The sequence below is a fragment of the Leptotrichia buccalis C-1013-b genome (genome assembly GCF_000023905.1).
GTDB classification, from domain to species: Bacteria; Fusobacteriota; Fusobacteriia; order Fusobacteriales; family Leptotrichiaceae; genus Leptotrichia; species Leptotrichia buccalis.
The window spans coordinates 926,088-944,311 of sequence record NC_013192.1 but is presented as its reverse complement, the minus strand read 5'-3'; the positions used below and the strand labels follow the sequence as shown (position 1 = coordinate 944,311).

Genomic DNA, 18,224 nt, shown 5'->3' with positions numbered 1-18,224 from the left:
TTTTTTCTTTTAAATATTTAATTTTTCTCCAATTTGATTTTGTATTAATTTAAAAAATAATAACTCATTATTTATATTCAATCTAATTTGTATTTTCTTTTTATCTTTCGTTACTATTTCCAAAATTTTATCAACTTTTGTAGAGCTTATTTTAGCGACTTTTACACTAGCTCTTTCAATATCTGACATTTTAATACATAAATTTTTTACAAATATTTCATTATTTTCAATAACAATTTTGAAATTGAACAGAAGAAAAGATGCAACAGAAACATATCCAAATAAAATTATTATAAGGGTAATTTTTATTGGTGTTAATTTTTCAAGTCCTGCGATTCCTTTATACAGTGAATATCCTGCAATAAATATAAGTATTATAAAAAAAATAGATGATGAAATCATATATTTCAAATTTGCCCTAAAAATATATTTATTTTTCTCATCTTCTATTTTATATTTTTCAATTTTGTCTTTTAAATTTTCTGTATTAATTAAATTATTCATTGTATATTTATTCTTACTTATAAAACTTTTTGATAAAAAATTATAGTAAAATTATCTAAATCAAATTAATTTTAAGTAATTTTACTATAATTTAACTTTCAAAGTTATTCTACTATTTTATAAGTAGATTCTCCTTCTCTTTTTAAATTTAAATCATTTCTTGCATATTTTTCTGTTTTTTCCTTATCGTTGGTATTTTTCTTTTCTTCTAGCAGTTTATTTTTTCTTTCTTTTAATTCTTTTATATTTCTTTCTGTTTCCATTAAACTAATTTTCATTTTCTTTTTTCCCATATACACACTTACACTTTGACCAATAAAATGCACTACTAAACAAAAAAATATAATATTTCCAATAAAATAAAGCTTTTTCATGCTACTCCTTTCAAATTTTACTTTTATGAGTTTTTATTTTCTATCATTTCTTATTTTTTCAATTTCTTTTACAAAACTATCAAGACTATCAAATTTTTTATAAACTGAAGCAAATCTGACATAAGCAATTTCATCTAAATCTATTAAATAAGACAATATTTTATCTCCTAATTCACTAGATTTTATTTCTCCAGAATATTCAGTTAAAATTTCTCGTTCAATTTTATCTATCATTTCTTCAATTTTTTCAGTATCACTATGACGCTTTTCAAAAGCTCTTATAATTCCATTGTAAACCTTTTCTCTCGAATACGGTTGCTTTTGTCCGTTTTTCTTAATTACAGTTAATGATAATTCGGCGACTTTTTCATGGGTTGTAAACCTTTTTCCACAATTTTCACATTCACGTCGACGTTTTATTGAATTTCCTTCAAAATATGAACGGCTGTCAATAACTTTTGTATTTTCATAACCACAAAATGGACATCTCATAATTTTCACCAATCTTTCTTTTAATTAAAAAAATAATTTTAAAAATACATCTAATTTTCAGTGATTTTAAAATATATTTAAAAATAGATTCAAGAAAGTTTTGGAATCCGAAAAATTTAACTTATTAATTAATTCGTTTCTTCTTTTCTAATAATTTCAATAATTTCTTCATTTGACGTTGCCTTTAATAAATTTTCTACAAATCTATTTTCTCTTATTAATCTTGAAATTCTCGCCAACACTCTTAAATATTCATGTGCCTTACTTTCTGGACAAAGAAACATAAAGAAAATATTTACATTTTCATCATCCAATGAATCATATGCTATTCCATTTCTTGAAATTCCAAAAGTTATTATTAATTCCTCCACAGCTTTAGTTTTTGCATGTGGTAACGCTATTCTTTTCCCAATTCCTGTTGAACCTATTTCTTCTCTTACAAAGATATCATTTAATCCAAGTTCTTCATCATTAATTAAGCCTGTTTTCTTTAAATTGTTATATAGCTCTTTTATTACTGCATTTTTATTTTTTGCCTTTAAATTTAGATCTATTGTATCAGCTTTGATGTACTCAGATATATTTTTAATTTCCATAAAATTCCTCCATAATAAATTTCTTCATTTTTAATTCAACTTGTAAATTTTTATTTATAAAATTTTCAAAAATAATTACCATTTTTTTAAAAAAAACTGTGTAACTTTCAAGTTTTTCCTGAATTTCTGAAATATCAGAATTTGTTTTTAAAATTGTCATGATTTCTTTGTATTTTTTTTTATTTTCCTTCTTTTCTTTAATTAATATTGAAATTATTTCTTCAATATCATAAATACCATGTTCTATCATTATTCTCCTTAGGAATGATAATACAACATAGTATTTATAACCTTTTTTTATGTATGGAAGAATGTCAATAAAACTCAATATTTCCACTAGTTTATCAAAAAAATTTCCATTTTCATCTGTCATATAATAAATTTTGTCAATACTATCCAGTATATACAATGAAATTTCAAGTTTTTCAATACTTTTTGGAATATTTTTAAAATTCTTCATAATTTCTACATCTTTTATTACATAGTAGCCATTTTTCTCTAAAAGTGTAATTTCAACTTTATTTAGCGGATTTAAGGAAACAATATTTCTTTTTTTGGATTTTCGTATTCCATAAGCTGTTGCCATAATTTTTCCATATTCCTTGCTAAATAATGTTACCTGTAAATCCGCTTCTCTCATTTCTTTTTTTTTCAAAATAATACAATTTGTCTTTATTATTTTCATATTTTTTCTTTTCAAAGTTTATTTTTTATCTAAAATTTGATAATCTGTAAATTATTTGGGAACTTCCATCTTTTACAGCAAGTTTTGTTGGATAGTAATATCCGTTTGAAGATTTATAATCACTAAAGTTTACTGTATAGCCTTTACTTTTTATAGCTGTTAGCCAATTGTTTGAAAAAGTAAAAGTATCACCATTTTTAGTTTGTGTTTTTTTAGCTCTTATTGTACGCAATTTATTAAATACTGCTAAAATAGTTGCTTCATCTTTTTGAACCTTTTGTGTTACAGTTTGTTTTAAACTTGGGTAATAAATTGTTTTCTTAGCTCCACTAAAAGTATAAACTTCACCTTTGTTAGTTTTTGGTGCTGTGATTGTTAATCTTAATGTACCTGAATTATAATTCATCACATAACTTTTACTTCTTTTGTTCCCGTTAATTGTAGCATCTTCTACAACATTTACAGTAAAATTACTCTTTTCCCAAAAATCCTTTGAAAAGGAAAATACTGACACCAATAGAAATAACAACATTACTTTCTTCACCATTGTTAAATTTTTTAACATATTAAACTCACCTCTTTATTTATTTTAGATAATTGTTAATTATCATTACTCTATATATTAATACAACTTTCTTTAATTTATTTGTGAATTATCTTTATTTTCTTGTTTTTCAGTTTTTATCTGATTTTGTATTTGTGTATTTATAGTATCATTGATACTCCATTTATAAACTAGGACACTTTGAATATCAAATATTTGGAAGGTAGGTCTAAGCTTTACTTCTTTCATTTTGCTAAAAGCTCCTAAATCATTTAATTTGAAAGTTCCTATTTTAATTCCTTTTGGTAAAACATCACTTACTCCTGAAGTTTCTATTTTAAACACTGTATTTTTATTAACGATTCCAGCATTATAGTTTTGCACAGAAAATGTTCCATTTCCGTTTCCACGTAAAATTTGCAACTCTCCATTTAATACTACACTTAACTTTGAAGTTTTGCTTGTCAATAAAGTCACTTCTGAATATTCATCATTAACTTTAGAAATTTTACCGATTAAAAAGCCGTCAAACATTACTGGCAAATTCATTTTGATTCCTTGAGCAGCCCCTTTATTTATGTACATTTTTTCTGAAGAATTTCCATTTTCCACAAGAGCTACGTCTGCAGCTATAAATTCAGATGGATTTTTTTGACGCATTTCAAGCATTTGCCGCAAATTTTCATTTTCCTGTTTTAAATATGCAAGCTCCATATTCTGAACTTTATTTTTTTGTAGTTCAAAATCTCTAGTTTTATTATTTTCAACATAATCTTCAATGTAACTAATATCATTAACTCTTGACCTTAGCTTAAGAACTTGCGTATAAAGCATACTTTTTACTTTTACTAATCTAAAATTTACCGCTTGAGTTATCCCATCCAAAAATGTAAATGAACTTGTGATTCTATTTTTAAAAGCAAATAAAATTATTATTATAATTACTATTATCAAAATATTTCTACCTGTGTTCTTTTTTTCATAAAAACTTTCGTCAAATTTCATTATTATGTAATCCTCTCATTTTTTATTTTTCAAAGTTATAAAAAACCAATCTCAAAACTTTTTAACATTGATATAATAACATATAACATATATTATATCAAGTTTTTTTATAATTAATTTTTTCAAAATTTCATAAAAAAAGACACTATAAAAAGTGCCTTGAAAATCTATTCTTGACCTACAACATTTTTATAATGCTGCTCAAGTTTTCCTTTTTTTTCTGGATTACGTCTTAAGTAATAGTTTACGAACTCAATTATATCTTCATCAACTTGAGTCGAAAATCTCTCATCTTCTACTTCTTCTGAAGTTTCTGTCCTATTTTGATAGCTTGAACTTGATTTAGCTGTATTAGATTTCCCAGATGATTTTGCCTTTGCTTCCTTTTCCTTTTTTTCTTCCTGTAAAAGAGCTTCTTTTCTGTATTTTTCAAGAAGCGCCCTCTTATTTATTTTTACTTCAGCAAAGGACATTATTGAAATTGCTGTAATTGCAATTAAAATATATCTTTTCATTTTACCTCTCCAAATTTATAATTTTTTTAATATTAACTTTATTTCAATAAAGTTTCAAATTTATTATATCAGTATATGCAAAAAACTTCAAGAAAAAAATAAAAGTTTGTATTATTGATATTTCATTTTTTTTATAGTAAAATATGTTTAGTTATATCAAAAAATTTTATATAATTTAAGAAACTTTCAAAAAAATATAAAGAAAGGATGAAATTTTATGAAAATAAAAGAAATAGGAGAAAAAATTAAAATTGGAATAGATAAAATTGGCTTTGCTATGCCAAAATATTTTTTAGATATACGGGATTTGGCAATAGGACGAAATGAAAATGCGAATAAATTTGTGAAAGGGCTTATGCAAAGTGAAATGAGTATTGCACCTGTTACAGAAGATATTGTAGCACTTGGAGCTAGTGCCGCTGAACAGATTTTGGACGAAGAAGATAAAAAAAATATTGAAATGGTTATTGTAGGAACAGAATCAGGAATTGATCAGAGTAAAGCATCTGCCGTTTTTATCCATAACCTTTTAGAAATTCAGCCTTTTGCAAGATGTATCGAAATTAAAGAAGCCTGCTACGGAGCTACTGCCGCTCTTAACTTTGCAAAAAATTATATTGAGCAAAATGAAAACGCTTCTGTTCTAGTAATTGCTTCTGACATTGCAAAATATGGAATTAACACTCCTGGTGAATCCACTCAAGGTGCAGGAAGTATCGCAATGTTAATAAAAAAAGAGCCAAGAATCGCTGTAATAAACGATGAAAGTATATGCCAGACACGTGACATTATGGACTTCTGGCGTCCGAACTACTCAGATTTCCCAATAGTAGATGGACATTTTTCAACAAAGCAGTACCTTGACTGTCTTACAACAACATTTGAGGAATATACAAAAAGATATAATCAGGATTTATCTGATTTTGATGCTTTCTGTTTTCATCTTCCATTTCCGAAACTTGGATTAAAGGCAATTAATTCAATTTTTGCAAAAAAAGTGGAAAAAGAAGAAAAAAATAAATTTTTAGAAAAATTTCATGCTTCAATAATTTATGGAAAAAGAGTTGGAAATATTTACACTGGCTCCCTTTATTTAAGTTTGCTGTCACTACTTGAAAACTGTGATAACCTGAAAGCTGGCGACAAGATCGGAATGTATAGTTACGGAAGTGGCGCTGTTTGTGAATTTTTTAATCTAACTCTTGCAGATGGCTTTAAAAGTCATCTAAGAAATGATAGATTAAATGATTTTGATAATAGAAAACAATTATCAATAAAGGAATATGAAGATATGTTTTTTGAAAAAATAATTTTAAATGAAGAAGGAAATTGTGATTTTTCAAATAACAGATTTATTCAGGAAAGTGACAATGCGTTTGTATTGGAAAAAGTGGAAAACCATAAAAGGATTTATAAAAAAATAAAATAAATTATAATTGGAAAGGATTGAACAGCTATGAACTTAGAAGAACAAAGACAATTTATTTTATCAGGAAAAGTCTACAATGATTTAACTCCAGAGCTCATAAAGGCTAGAGAAAATACCGTTTTTTTAACAAATAAATATAACGAAAGTTTTGGAAAGCAATCAGAAGAGCGTGAAGCAATTTTAAAGGAACTTTTGAAATCAATTGGAAAAAATGTGCATTTTGAGCCAACATTCCGATGTGAATTTGGATTTAATATTTCAATAGGAAATAACTTTTATGCAAATTTTGACTGTGTAATGCTCGACGGTGGCGGAATTGAAATTGGAAATAACGTTCTTTTTGGCCCAAGAGTGGGAATTTACACTTCCAATCACAGCATTGATGCAGAAGAAAGAATAAACGGGGGATGCTATGCCAAGCCCGTGAAAATCGGCAATAATGTCTGGATTGGTGCGGGAGTTCACATTAATCAAGGAGTTACAATCGGAAACAACACTATTATTGGCTCTGGAAGCGTTGTTACAAAAGATATTCCAGATAATGTAATTGCAGCAGGAGTGCCGTGCAAAATTATTAGAAAAATAACAGAAAACGATAAAACTGTCTACAAACCTTAATTTAAAACTATATTTTTACTCAAGTATTAGAATTTATCATTTTTTCAAATGCTTGAGTTTTATTATAAATGAAAAATGAAAGGAACTAATTTTAGATATGAAAAAAGAAAATCAAAAAAAATTAAACTGGCTTGGATTTCAAAAAAAAGAACGGCTTGAAAGAATACAAATGTTAAAAGCTAATGGCTTTTTAACCGATGAATTTGAACAAATTCTGAAAAAAAATGAAAACTTGCCACTAGAAACTGCAAATCAAATGGCTGAAAATGGAATTGGAACATTTGCCTTGCCATTTAGCATTGCTCCAAACTTTGTTATTGACGGGAAAGACTATGCTGTGCCAATGGTTACGGAAGAGCCGTCTGTTGTGGCAGGATGCAGTTATGCGGCTAAGATTATTGGAAAATCTGGCGGCTTTACAACAGAGATTTTGGACAGGAAAATGATTGGACAAGTTGCATTGTATGATATTTTGGACTTTGAAAATGCTATTTCAATGATTTTGGAAAATAAAAACGAGATTTTAAAAATTGCAAATGATGCTCATCCTTCAATTGTGGCACGTGGCGGCGGCGCAATTAATATTGAAGTGAAAAATATTGATGAATTTTTGATTGTTTATCTGATTGCCGATGTGAAAGAGGCTATGGGAGCAAATATTTTGAATACAATGCTTGAGGCAATAAAAATACCGCTTGAAAATATTACAAACGGAAAAAGTCTTATGGCAATTTTATCAAATTATGCAACTGAATCTCTTGTAAAAGCCGAATGTGAAGTAAATGTAAAACTTCTTAGCAGCTCAATGGAAACATCTATTGAAACTGCCAAAAAAATTGAACTTGCAAGCAAATTTTCAAAACTTGATATTTATCGTGCCACAACTCATAATAAAGGAATTTTTAATGGAATTGACGCTGTGGTAATCGCTACTGGAAACGATTGGCGCGCAATCGAAGCTGGGGGAAATGCCTTTGCTGTGAAAAATGGCAAATACGAAGGTCTTACAACTTGGACTTTTGATGAAAGCACAAATAAATTAAAAGGAGAACTTATCCTTCCAATGCCAATTGCAAGTGTAGGTGGCTCAATAGGGCTAAATCCAAGTGTAAAAGCTGCATTTAATATTTTAGGAAATCCTGATGCAAGGACACTGGCAAGCATTATTACATCAGTAGGACTCGCCCAAAACTTTGCCGCAGTAAAAGCGCTTGTTACAACTGGAATACAGCATGGACATATGAAATTGCAAGCTCGTTCGTTGGCATTGTTTGCTGGTGCGAAAGGCAAAGAAATCGATATTATCGTAGAAAGGCTTTTGGAAAGTGGGAAAAGTATTAATTTAGAAAATGTGAAGAAAATTTTGGAAGAAATAAAAAGTACGAGATAAAAATACAAGAAAAATAGAAAAGAGGTAGTTTAAAATTGCTACCTCTATTTAATTTATATTTATTTCTTTTACCGTTTTGAAATATTTTTATTTTAGAAAATGCCTAAATTACTACATCATTCCTGGCATTCCCATTCCACCTGGCATTCCACCTGCTGGAGCTTCTTCCTTTTCATTTCCAACAGCAACTTCAGTTGTAAGTAATACTGATGATACTGATACTGCGTTTTGGATTGCAGAACGTGTTACTTTGGCAGGATCAATAATTCCAGCTTTGACCATATCTACATATTCTTCTTTTGCCGCATCAAATCCTATTCCATTTTCAGAATTTCTTACTTTTTCAATTACAACACCTGCGTCAATTCCAGCGTTAAGAACAATTTGTCTAAGTGGTGCAGATAATGCTTTTTTCACAATTTCCACTCCAAGTCCTTCTTCACCTTCCAATTTAAAGTCTTCAATGTCTTTTGCAATTTGGATTAAGATTGTTCCTCCTCCAGCAACAATTCCTTCTTCCACAGCCGCTTTTGTTGCATTTAAAGCATCTTCAATTCTTAATTTTTTTTCTTTCATTTCAGTTTCAGTTGCAGCTCCAACTTTTATTACAGCTACTCCACCAGCTAATTTTGCAAGTCTTTCCTGTAATTTTTCTCTGTCATAATCAGAAGTTGTTTCAGCAATAGAATTTTTTATTTGTCCAATTCTTGCTTGAATTTCATCTTTTTCTCCAAGTCCATCTACGATAACTGTGTTATCTTTAGTAATTCTAACTTTTTTAGCTTGTCCCAAGAAATTCAAGTCAGCAGTTTCAAGTTTAATTCCTTTTTCTTCAGAAATAACTTCTCCACCTGTTAAAATTGCAATATCCTGTAACATAGCCTTTCTTCTATCCCCAAACGCAGGAGCTTTTACAGCGGCAATATTCAATGTTCCACGAAGTTTGTTTACAACAAGAGTAGCAAGCGCTTCTCCTTCCACATCTTCAGCGATTATAAGCATTGGTCGTCCTAATTCCACTGTTTTTTCCAAGATTGGCAATAATTCTTTCATATTTGCAATTTTTTTATCTGTGATTAAGACAAATGGATTGTCCATTTCCACAACCATTCTTTCAGAATCTGAAACCATGTAAGGTGACAAATATCCGTTATCAAATTGCATTCCTTCCACAACATCCAAAGTTGTATCCAAAGAACGTGCCTCTTCAACTGTAATAACTCCAGATTCTCCAACTTTTTCCATAGCTTGAGCAATCAGCTGCCCAATTTCTATATCTCCTGCCGAAATTGCCCCAACTTGTGCAATTTCTTCATTTGATTCCACTTTTTTAGCTCTTTTTGTAAGCTCTTCAATAACTTTTTTAGAAGCAAGTTCCATTCCACGTCTTATAAATACAGGATTTGCTCCAGAAGCTACCATTTTTAGTCCTTCTTTGATTAAAGCCTGTGCCAGTACAGTTGCAGTAGTTGTCCCGTCTCCTGCCACATCATTTGACTTTGTAGCAACTTCCTTTACAATTTGTGCTCCAAGATTTTCAATTGGATCTTTAAGTTCGATTTCTTTTGCTATTGTAACACCATCGTTTGTTATCATTGGTGCTCCAAATCCTCTATCTAATACTACATTTCTTCCTTTTGGTCCAAGTGTAATTTTTACAGCGTCAGCCAATGTATCCACTCCTACTTCAAGCGCTTTTCTTGCATCTTCATTAAATTTTATTATTTTTCCCATTTTTAATCATCTCCTTCTAAATTTTGTAAATTTTTTTATTACGAAATTCTTTCATAATTTAATAATATAACTTTTTTATTTTAATAAGAAATTAAAATCGATTGTTTTGCAATGTTTATCTTATTTTTTAATGCATCTAATAAAATTTCTTATTATTCAACAATTGCTAAAACATTATCTTTTTCCAAAATTAAATAAGTTTCTTCCCCATCCTTAACTTCTGTTCCAGAATATTTTTCAAAGATAACCTTATCTCCTACTTTAACTTCTTCTATTTTTCTTCCTACTGCCAAAACTTCTCCGATTATTGGTTTTTCTTTAGAAGCTGTACCTGGAAGTACAATTCCGCTTTTTGTAACTTCTTCCTGTTGAGTTTGTTTTATTAAAATTCTTTTTCCTAGTGGTTTAATTATCATTTTTCCTCCTAAATATTTTTATTTTTATATTTTTAGCACTCTGTTAGCTTAAGTGCTAGTAATATAATAATACATTTTCAAATTTTTTGCAAGTTTTTTTTTAAATTTTTTTTTAATCCAAAAAATAGCTCAAAAATGAGCTATTTTAAACATTTTTATTTTTTATTTTTACCTTTATAGTAACTTTCTTTTATTTCCTGTATGATTTTTTCAGCTTTATCATTTTTATTTTTAACAGTATGATTTGAGGCTACTTCTATATTTCCTTTACTGTCAGTTCTAATTACAATTTTATCTTTATTCTTTGTCGAGCTTTTTGCAAGTGCAGGACCTTTATTTCCGCTAAAATAACTGGCTCTTGCTTCTTTTAGAGCTTTTTTAGCCCGTTTAATCTCCTCCTTTGTCAATTCTCGTTTTACAATAACTACAGGTGCTGCTGGAACTGGCTCATGAGCTTGTGTTGCATCAACTATTTTTACTTTTTCTGGTTTTTCTTTTACAATTGATGGCTTAAGTTTTTGTTCTTCAACTTTCTGGATTTTTTCCGGTTTTTTCTGAATTATTAATTTACTTATATCTGATTTATTTTCATTAATCTGCTGTTCCTGTTTAGCTTTTTCCTCTGCCAGCCTTGCTGCTTCCTCCTCTTTTTCCTTAAGTTTTTCAGTTTCAATTTGCTCTTTCTGATTTTTATAGTAATCACTTTTAACTTTTTTTAATATCGACTTTGTACCTATTGCAAGTAATGGAATTCCTATTGCAAGAGCAGAACCGACAACTATTAATTTTTTTCTTTTTTGCATAACTATCCTCCCAATAATTAAAGTAAATAAAAATATTTTAATTTTAATTTAACAAATTATTCATTATATAATCTAAAACATATTTCTTCTTGTTATACTATCACAATTTTGTGTTTTTTTCAATTTATTTTTACTTATATTGAATTTAAATATCTCCAAAAATATACATATAAATCTTTGAATTTTTTTTGAATATATTAAATTATTTAAAATTTTAAATCTATATTATATATTTTTTATATTATCCCAACTTAAAAAATAAAGTTTTAACATTTAATAAATATGCGAAATTGCCTTGATTTTTTACTTAGAATATGATATTCTTTGCTTGTTAAAATGAATTATAAAAAATAGGAGGTAATATGGCTTTAATTATACAAAAATACGGCGGAACTTCTGTTGCCAATGCTGAACGTGTAAAAGAAGTGGCTAAACGGGTTGTTAAGTATAAAAAAGCTGGACACGATGTGATTGTTGTTGTTTCTGCACCAGCAGGGAGAACGGATGCTTTAATAAAAAGAGCATATGAATTATCTGATACACCAAATAAACGTGAATTTGATATGCTTTTGACTTCAGGCGAGCAGATTTCTATTGCATCTCTTGCAATTGCTGTTTCTGAGTTAGGAGAAAAGGCAGTTTCATTAAATGCTTTTCAAGTAAACTTCAAAACAACATCTGCACATACAAAAGCTAAAATTATTGACATTGATACAGAACTTATACAGGAAAAATTAAATGAAGGAAATGTGGTAGTATTTGCTGGATTTCAAGGAATTACTAAAAATAATGAAATTACTACACTTGGACGTGGTGGTTCAGATACGACTGCTGTTGCATTAGGAGCGGCTCTTAACGCCGATGAAGTTGAAATTTATACTGATGTTGACGGAGTTTATACAGCTGATCCGAGAGTTGTCAAAGAAGCCAAAAAAATAAAAACAATCTCGTATCAGGAAATGCTTGAATTAGCTGCATCAGGAGCAAAAGTTTTACATCCAAGATCAGTTGAAATTGCCGCAAAATATGGCATAAAAATACATTTACGTTCATCATTTGACGATTCTACAGGAACAATCGTTGAAAATAAGAAAACTATTGATGAAATTGAAAGCCAAAATATCAACACAAAAGGAGACGCTATGGAAAAAGTTAAAATCGTAGGTATCACATCTTCAAAAAATGAAGGGAGAATTACACTTTTTGGAGTGCCTGACAGACCGGGAATCGCTTCCAAAGTATTTTCCAGACTTGCGAAATCAAAAATTAATACTGATATAATTTTACAAAGTTCAAGTATTAATAAAGAACTGAATAATATTTCATTTACTGTAAAAAGTGATGATTTGAAAGAAGCTGTTGCGATTTCAGAACAAATAAAAGAAAAAATCGGTGCTGAAGGAGTTTCTTACGAAGAAAAAATTGCGAAAGTTTCTGTTGTTGGAATTGGATTAAAAACCCATTATGAAACAACATCTGAAATTTTTGACACTCTTGCAGAAAACAATATAAATATTGATATGATTTCTTGTTCAGAAATCAATGTTTCGTGCATTATTCGTGAAGAAGATGTAGATAAGGCTGTAAATGCTCTTCACAAAAGATTCATTGAAATTGACTAATTTTTTATAAAAAAAAACAAAAGAAAGGACTTTGATAAATATGAAAATAGGAATTATTGGATTAGGAACTGTGGGAGAAGGAGTTCTTAAAGTATTAACAAAAGAAAAAGAAAGCATTTTTGAAAAATCAAGAGCCGACATCAAAGTAAAGTATGCTTGTGATTTGAATATCAACCGTGAATTTTCTTTCGATTTTGATAAATCAATCCTCATAAACGATTATAAAAAAATATTAAATGACCCTGAAATTAAGATTGTTGTAGAACTAATCGGTGGAGAAACTATTGCAAAACAAATAATTATTGAAGCTTTTGAAGCTAAAAAAAGTGTTGTTACAGCAAACAAGGCTTTAATTGCAAAATACGGAGTAGAATTATTCCAACGTGCAAAAAAAAATGGAGTTTCATTTCTATTTGAAGCTGCTGTTGGAGGAGGAATCCCTATTGTTACACCTTTAATGGAAAGTTTAGTTGCCAATACAGTTACTGAAATTCGTGGAATTATGAACGGAACTTCAAACTATATTTTGACAAAAATGAAAGAGGATAACTTGTCGTTTGACGAAGCATTAAAGATTGCCTCTGAAAAAGGATATGCGGAAGCTGATCCTACATTTGATGTGGACGGAATTGATGCTGGACACAAAATCAACATTCTAGCTTCACTTGCCTATGGAGGTTCTGTAAAATTCAAAGATATGCAATTATATGGAATAAGAGAAATTAGTACAGTCGATATTTTCTCAGCAAATCAGCTAAATTCCACAATAAAATTAATTGCAAGCTCAAAACTGTTGTCAGAAACGTCAGCTCAAATTTCAGTTGAACCAGTATTAATTCCAAACAGCGAAATTCTAGCAAAAGTGGATGGTGTTTACAATGCAATCGAAACAACTGGTTCTTACACAGATAAGACTTTATTTTACGGAAAAGGTGCTGGAATGGATCCAACTGCATCAGCTGTAGTGGCAGACATCGTAAAAATTGTAACAAGAAACCACATCGAATCAGACTACTTCTTTAACTCTACAAAAGTATTTGAAATTGTGGATTCAAACACAGTAAAAGATTCTTACTACATAAGAGTTTCTGATGATTTTGATATAGAAAGCTCGCCATTTGAATTAATAAATCAAATTGAAAATTATTATATTATCTTGGCGAATGATATTTCAAAAAATGAAATTAATGAAATTTTGAAAGATGCAAAAGAGAAACTTGTGTTAAGAATTATGAAATAATAGTCTTGAATAATTTATTTATATGATTAGGGACATAATGTCCCTTTTTATATGCTTTTATTCATAATATCTTTTACAGCTTACAGTATTCTAAAAAATTATTATCATACAAAAAAAGACGATATTTCTATCGTCCTAATCAGCATAGCTCAATAAAGAATATTTTAAAAATTACTTTTGTTCCTGCATACTAGAGTATTCTGTAATTACCCAGTCATGTTCTTTCATATCCAGTTCATTTCCACAAAATTTACAAATTTTACCTTCCAAAAGAGATAAATTACCTCCACATTTTGTACATTTTAAAATAGATGGAGCACAGACCGCCTGTGTTTTACAATATTCACTTTTTTCAAGCTGTAATTTTAAAAATTCTTTTCTATTTTTTATCTTATTGTCCTTAAATTCTCTAAGTAACAACTCTGCACGTACTGTTGCAATTTGAATACCTTTTTTCACTCTATATAAATCCATAGATAAGGATAATGTTTCAATATCTACGACTTTTTCATATTTTTTCAAATATTCTGAAAGGTCTAAATCAGAGAAAGCATTGACCTGATTCCTTTTATCTGCAAAATGAATTGCGTAAAGTTTATTTTGAACTCCTCCAAAGAAACTTTGTATAGAAAACAGAGGATCTTTTTTTCTAACCTTTTGAGCCATTCTATTTTCTGAATACAATTTTCCTTTTGATCGATAAACAAGTTTAGAATTTAAAAATTTAAAAAATTGATTAAAAAGCATAACAACAGGTACAATAAACCACATTGAAATGGTTACAAATACAAATCCAAGAACAGAAAATACAACTGCAGCTAATAATCCCATGATGACTTGCAAGTAAAAGAATATTATAGCAAATGGTAAAGAAATCTCCATATTTTTAACGCTAATAAATGGTATAAGAAATCCTATATAAGCAAATGGCATTCCTCCAGCAAAGAAAAACCATGGAAAAATTACTTTTTTTATTGCCTCGCGTTTTCCTTCCATTACCTCGAAATCACGACGAAATCCAAAACTGGCTACCCTATTATCTAAATCCTCAATAGTAAATTTTGTTCCACAGAAATCACAACCATCAATTAAATTACTTCTAGATGAGAGGCTGCCGCAATTTGGACATACTACCTCATCTTTTCCTACATTTTTTGCAGATAGAAATGTGTAATGTGCAACTTCTTTATTATAAACTTTTTTTATGTTACGGTTTTCATGACGGAAAGTTTTTACAGAGTAAATTTCTTCGTACACATCATTTACATTGTATCTGCCATCAAAATAAAGAGTAGAACGAACAGGATCTGATTTTTTTGAGTAAGAAAGTCTGCTGGATTCCAGCCCTATCTGTATACCCAGTTTTTCCATACGTTTTTTTTGAAGATAAATACAGTGCCATAACATCTGTGTAGCATAATCTTGTATTTTGCTGTTGATTTTACTACCGCCTATATTATTCATAAATTCACTGTAAACTTCTTTAAATGAACTCATATTCCTTGTTAACTGATTATAGTCTTCCACAATTGGATATGCTGGAAATAGTATTTTCAGAGGAAAACGTATTTTTAACTTTAAACGATATTTCTCTTTGACCAAAGCATGAAAAAACAACCCCGTTCCTAAACCAAGCATTATGTATCCTGAAAATGAAGGTATACTATAAACCGATTTTGGCGATGACGGCTTATAAGCAATAAAACTAATGATAAATCCTATAGTCCAAACAATTAAAGGAAAAATAAACATTTTTTTATTGTATCTTTTCCTTTTCATAAAATTTTTTCCAGATTTTTGAAACATTCCAATTCCTCCTTACTTTAACATTAAGTTTCTATGATTTCCTGTTCTTAGGTTATTCAATAATCCTTATATGTCTTGACTTAAATATTCTTATCCATTTACTTGTCACTTTTTCATTGACATCTAATTTTTTATTTTTTTCTAAATGTGTTTATTACTTTATTATATTATACCACATTATTTTTTATCGTTTTATTTCTTTGAATAAATTTCCCTTTCCAATTTTCAATAATTATTAGAAAATAGCTATTTTTCATCTTACTTTATTATCTTATACTAAACCCCATTTAAATAGCGGATTTATTAAACTTTTCTAATAAAGGATAAAAACCTAATATTTTCAAGTAATTTAAGATATAATTTTCATCTTTTAAATAGATTCTAGTATAAACTAATCTGTCGGAGCATTTTTCTGTGCTGGCAAAACTGTCTGAGCATAGCGAGTTTTTTGTCAGTGCAGAAAAATGTCGTAGACTAGCCATAGGTTGTAGAATTTGCGGCAATGAGCACTCCTACGAAGTAAAAAAGAAAAAAGTTGAATGATTATGAATTAGCTATTGAACAATCCTATTGTAAAAATTTATTCTCATTTTAAACGAGGTTTAGTATAATTTTTAAAAAAAAACAATAAAAATAAAAAAATCAGAAAATTCCTCAATCATTAAGTTCATTCCTGATTTTATTCTATTTAAATTATTTCATAACTCTTAAAATGTCTTTTACAATTTGCTCCTTTGTTAACCTATTATTCTTAAATGCCACATCTGAAGCCACTCTATCGGTAAATTCTTTTCTAATACCATAATTTAACACTTTCATATCAGAAGCACCGTAAAATCTTGCAATTTTTTCTCCAAATCCACCATCAATTACACCATCTTCTAATGTAACAGCTAATTTATGTTCTGCTTTTAATCCGTTTAACAATGTTTCATCAAGTCCTGAAGCATATCTTGGATTAATTAATGTTGCATCAATTCCATTTTCTTTTAACAATTCTTTCACTTCTTTTCCTAATTTGTAAAAATTACCCAATCCTAATATTGCGACATCTTTTCCTTTTTCAGTAACAAGATATTTATTTAAGTCACTAAAGTCTTTTTGTACTTTCCCTGTATCTTCTGACAATTGAGACGGAACTCTTATTACAACTGGGTGTCCTTTGTATTCAATTGACCAGTCTAGCATTGCAAAATATTCTTCCTTGCTTGTTGGGGCTAGGAATACAATATTTGGAATATTTGATACTAATGGAATGTCAAACCAGCATAAATGGGTAACATCGTTCATTCCACCAAGTCCCCCACCAAAAATAAGGATTGTGGCTGGATTATTATTTATTGCCAAATCTTGTGAAAGCTGATCATAGGTTCTTTGAATAAATGTACTGAAAACTCCGTATATTGGTTTTCCGCCATTTTTAGCCATTCCCGAAATCATCGCCACAGCCTGCTCTTCTGCAATTCCAACATCAATAAACTGTTTTGAAAATTTATCCCTTCTATCCTTTGTAAATCCTAAAACAGTCGGTGTTCCAGAAGTTACCACGGCTATTGTCGGATCTTTTTCCATTTTATCCATCAAAAATTCAGCAGTGTCATTACTTAATCCACCAGAATAATTTACTTTGCTTTCTCCCGTTTTTGGATCAAAAGGCATTCCATAGTGCCAAGTTTCCTTATCCTTTTCAGCGTAAGGCAGCCCTTTTCCTTTTTGAGTATGCACGTGAACAACTATTGGATGGTTAATATCTTTTACTTTCTCAAAAACTTCTATCAAAGCATCCAAATCATTTCCTTTATCCACATAAACATAGTCAAGCCCCAACGATTTAAAATAATTATTTTGAGCCTGTCCGTTACTTTCCCTTAATTCTCTTAAATTTTTATAAAGTCCTCCATGATTTTCAGCAATCGACATGTCATTGTCATTTGCAACAATAATCATATTCGTACCAATTTCAGAAGCCATATTAAGTCCTTCAAATGCCTCGCCACCACTAAGTGAACCGTCCCCAATAATCGCAATTATATTTTCTTTTTTCCCTCGTAAATCTCTCGCTTTAGCAAGTCCAGTCGCCAAGCTCACAGATGTAGAAGTATGCCCAATTTTAAAGAAATCATGCTCACTTTCATCTTGATTAGTATACCCCGAAACTTCCGAATATCTATCCAAATCCAAAAATCCAAATTTTCTCCCAGTAATAATTTTATGCGGATAACATTGGTGCGAAACATCAAACACAAATTTATCAACAGGAGAATTAAACACTTTGTGCAACGCAATTATTAACTCAACTGCCCCAAAGTCAGGCCCCACATGTCCCCCTTTATTACTAACTCTGTGAAGCATTGCCTCCCTAATATCCTGAGCCAGTACAACCAACTCTTCTCTACTTAATTTTTTTAAGTCCTCTGGCGAATTTACCTTTTCTAATGCCATCTTTTCCCT

At 29.4% G+C, this 18,224-nt stretch carries 18 protein-coding genes; 5 read left to right on the top strand and 13 right to left on the bottom strand.

All coding sequences use genetic code 11. The features are described from left to right. Positions 1-9 precede the first annotated feature (9 nt). From LEBU_RS04330 to LEBU_RS04295, 8 genes are all read right to left on the bottom strand, one after another. Entirely contained in the window at positions 10-504 is a 495-nt protein-coding gene (locus LEBU_RS04330; RefSeq protein WP_015769116.1) for a hypothetical protein, read from the bottom strand. A gap of 104 nt (positions 505-608) precedes the next feature. Next, the gene (locus LEBU_RS12365; RefSeq protein ID WP_015769115.1) at positions 609-878 is read right to left on the bottom strand and encodes an FtsB family cell division protein; all 270 of its coding nucleotides are present in this window, start codon (positions 876-878) and stop codon (positions 609-611) included. Positions 879-911: 33 nt separating this feature from the next. After that, positions 912-1,370, bottom strand: coding sequence for a transcriptional regulator NrdR (gene nrdR / locus LEBU_RS04320; protein WP_015769114.1), 459 nt, complete (start codon positions 1,368-1,370; stop codon positions 912-914). A 128-nt stretch (positions 1,371-1,498) separates the two neighbouring features. Further along, positions 1,499-1,966 (bottom strand): PTS sugar transporter subunit IIA, encoded by a 468-nt coding sequence (locus LEBU_RS04315; protein ID WP_015769113.1) that lies wholly within the window; start codon positions 1,964-1,966, stop codon positions 1,499-1,501. After that, positions 1,956-2,651 carry a DNA repair protein RecO gene (gene recO, locus LEBU_RS04310; protein ID WP_015769112.1) on the bottom strand — a complete coding sequence of 232 codons (696 nt, stop codon included), beginning with the start codon at positions 2,649-2,651 and terminating at the stop codon, positions 1,956-1,958. The genes LEBU_RS04315 and recO overlap by 11 nt, the downstream gene beginning before the upstream one ends. A 25-nt stretch (positions 2,652-2,676) precedes the next feature. Beyond that, positions 2,677-3,216, bottom strand: coding sequence for a hypothetical protein (locus LEBU_RS04305; RefSeq protein ID WP_015769111.1), 540 nt, complete (start codon positions 3,214-3,216; stop codon positions 2,677-2,679). A gap of 72 nt (positions 3,217-3,288) precedes the next feature. Further along, positions 3,289-4,200, bottom strand: a complete 912-nt coding sequence (mreC, locus tag LEBU_RS04300) for a rod shape-determining protein MreC (RefSeq protein WP_015769110.1) — start codon at positions 4,198-4,200, stop codon at positions 3,289-3,291. Between the two features lie 167 nt (positions 4,201-4,367). Further along, complete coding sequence (locus LEBU_RS04295) at positions 4,368-4,715, bottom strand: hypothetical protein (RefSeq protein WP_015769109.1); 348 nt, start codon at positions 4,713-4,715, stop codon at positions 4,368-4,370. 217 nt (positions 4,716-4,932) lie between these two features. Between LEBU_RS04295 and LEBU_RS04290 the strand changes: the two genes are divergently transcribed. The 3 genes from LEBU_RS04290 (at position 4,933) to LEBU_RS04280 (ending at position 8,152) form a co-directional block, all read left to right on the top strand. Further along, positions 4,933-6,144 carry a hydroxymethylglutaryl-CoA synthase gene (locus LEBU_RS04290; RefSeq protein ID WP_015769108.1) on the top strand — a complete coding sequence of 404 codons (1,212 nt, stop codon included), beginning with the start codon at positions 4,933-4,935 and terminating at the stop codon, positions 6,142-6,144. Between the two features lie 27 nt (positions 6,145-6,171). Then, the gene (locus LEBU_RS04285; RefSeq protein ID WP_015769107.1) at positions 6,172-6,762 is read left to right on the top strand and encodes a sugar O-acetyltransferase; all 591 of its coding nucleotides are present in this window, start codon (positions 6,172-6,174) and stop codon (positions 6,760-6,762) included. A gap of 97 nt (positions 6,763-6,859) precedes the next feature. Further along, positions 6,860-8,152, top strand: a complete 1,293-nt coding sequence (locus tag LEBU_RS04280; protein ID WP_015769106.1) for a hydroxymethylglutaryl-CoA reductase, degradative — start codon at positions 6,860-6,862, stop codon at positions 8,150-8,152. Positions 8,153-8,263: 111 nt separating this feature from the next. Here LEBU_RS04280 and groL read toward each other — a convergent pair whose 3' ends face one another. The 3 genes from groL to LEBU_RS04265 all read right to left on the bottom strand — a co-directional run bounded on the left by groL (position 8,264) and on the right by LEBU_RS04265 (position 11,105). Beyond that, positions 8,264-9,886 (bottom strand): chaperonin GroEL, encoded by a 1,623-nt coding sequence (gene groL / locus LEBU_RS04275; RefSeq protein ID WP_015769105.1) that lies wholly within the window; start codon positions 9,884-9,886, stop codon positions 8,264-8,266. Between the two features lie 152 nt (positions 9,887-10,038). Beyond that, positions 10,039-10,302 carry a co-chaperone GroES gene (locus LEBU_RS04270; protein ID WP_015769104.1) on the bottom strand — a complete coding sequence of 88 codons (264 nt, stop codon included), beginning with the start codon at positions 10,300-10,302 and terminating at the stop codon, positions 10,039-10,041. A gap of 155 nt (positions 10,303-10,457) precedes the next feature. Further along, positions 10,458-11,105, bottom strand: coding sequence for a hypothetical protein (locus tag LEBU_RS04265; RefSeq protein WP_015769103.1), 648 nt, complete (start codon positions 11,103-11,105; stop codon positions 10,458-10,460). 362 nt (positions 11,106-11,467) lie between these two features. On the opposite strand from LEBU_RS04265, the gene LEBU_RS04260 reads away from it, so the two are divergent. Together LEBU_RS04260 and LEBU_RS04255 are read left to right on the top strand one after the other, a co-directional pair. Beyond that, positions 11,468-12,727, top strand: coding sequence for an aspartate kinase (locus LEBU_RS04260; protein ID WP_015769102.1), 1,260 nt, complete (start codon positions 11,468-11,470; stop codon positions 12,725-12,727). A 40-nt stretch (positions 12,728-12,767) separates the two neighbouring features. Beyond that, positions 12,768-13,967: a homoserine dehydrogenase gene (locus tag LEBU_RS04255; RefSeq protein ID WP_015769101.1), complete on the top strand. Its 1,200-nt coding sequence runs from the start codon at positions 12,768-12,770 to the stop codon at positions 13,965-13,967. Positions 13,968-14,138: 171 nt separating this feature from the next. Here the strand turns inward: LEBU_RS04255 and LEBU_RS04250 are convergent, their stop codons facing one another. Together LEBU_RS04250 and LEBU_RS04245 are read right to left on the bottom strand one after the other, a co-directional pair. Continuing rightward, a complete protein-coding gene (locus LEBU_RS04250; protein WP_015769100.1) occupies positions 14,139-15,773 on the bottom strand; it encodes a zinc ribbon domain-containing protein in 1,635 nt (544 codons plus the stop codon). Between the two features lie 693 nt (positions 15,774-16,466). Further along, complete coding sequence (locus tag LEBU_RS04245) at positions 16,467-18,215, bottom strand: 1-deoxy-D-xylulose-5-phosphate synthase (RefSeq protein ID WP_015769099.1); 1,749 nt, start codon at positions 18,213-18,215, stop codon at positions 16,467-16,469. Between the last annotated feature and the right edge of the window lie 9 nt (positions 18,216-18,224).

Bases quoted from the DNA above. Each gene is read 5' to 3' on its own strand.
- LEBU_RS04330 (WP_015769116.1), bottom strand. From the start codon at position 504: ATGAATAATTTAATTAATACAGAAAATTTAAAAGACAAAATTGAAAAA.
- LEBU_RS12365 (WP_015769115.1), bottom strand. From the start codon at position 878: ATGAAAAAGCTTTATTTTATTGGAAATATTATATTTTTTTGTTTAGTA.
- nrdR (WP_015769114.1), bottom strand. From the start codon at position 1,370: ATGAGATGTCCATTTTGTGGTTATGAAAATACAAAAGTTATTGACAGC.
- LEBU_RS04315 (WP_015769113.1), bottom strand. From the start codon at position 1,966: ATGGAAATTAAAAATATATCTGAGTACATCAAAGCTGATACAATAGAT.
- recO (WP_015769112.1), bottom strand. From the start codon at position 2,651: ATGAAAATAATAAAGACAAATTGTATTATTTTGAAAAAAAAAGAAATG.
- LEBU_RS04305 (WP_015769111.1), bottom strand. From the start codon at position 3,216: ATGTTAAAAAATTTAACAATGGTGAAGAAAGTAATGTTGTTATTTCTA.
- mreC (WP_015769110.1), bottom strand. From the start codon at position 4,200: ATGAAATTTGACGAAAGTTTTTATGAAAAAAAGAACACAGGTAGAAAT.
- LEBU_RS04295 (WP_015769109.1), bottom strand. From the start codon at position 4,715: ATGAAAAGATATATTTTAATTGCAATTACAGCAATTTCAATAATGTCC.
- LEBU_RS04290 (WP_015769108.1), top strand. From the start codon at position 4,933: ATGAAAATAAAAGAAATAGGAGAAAAAATTAAAATTGGAATAGATAAA.
- LEBU_RS04285 (WP_015769107.1), top strand. From the start codon at position 6,172: ATGAACTTAGAAGAACAAAGACAATTTATTTTATCAGGAAAAGTCTAC.
- LEBU_RS04280 (WP_015769106.1), top strand. From the start codon at position 6,860: ATGAAAAAAGAAAATCAAAAAAAATTAAACTGGCTTGGATTTCAAAAA.
- groL (WP_015769105.1), bottom strand. From the start codon at position 9,886: ATGGGAAAAATAATAAAATTTAATGAAGATGCAAGAAAAGCGCTTGAA.
- LEBU_RS04270 (WP_015769104.1), bottom strand. From the start codon at position 10,302: ATGATAATTAAACCACTAGGAAAAAGAATTTTAATAAAACAAACTCAA.
- LEBU_RS04265 (WP_015769103.1), bottom strand. From the start codon at position 11,105: ATGCAAAAAAGAAAAAAATTAATAGTTGTCGGTTCTGCTCTTGCAATA.
- LEBU_RS04260 (WP_015769102.1), top strand. From the start codon at position 11,468: ATGGCTTTAATTATACAAAAATACGGCGGAACTTCTGTTGCCAATGCT.
- LEBU_RS04255 (WP_015769101.1), top strand. From the start codon at position 12,768: ATGAAAATAGGAATTATTGGATTAGGAACTGTGGGAGAAGGAGTTCTT.
- LEBU_RS04250 (WP_015769100.1), bottom strand. From the start codon at position 15,773: ATGTTTCAAAAATCTGGAAAAAATTTTATGAAAAGGAAAAGATACAAT.
- LEBU_RS04245 (WP_015769099.1), bottom strand. From the start codon at position 18,215: ATGGCATTAGAAAAGGTAAATTCGCCAGAGGACTTAAAAAAATTAAGT.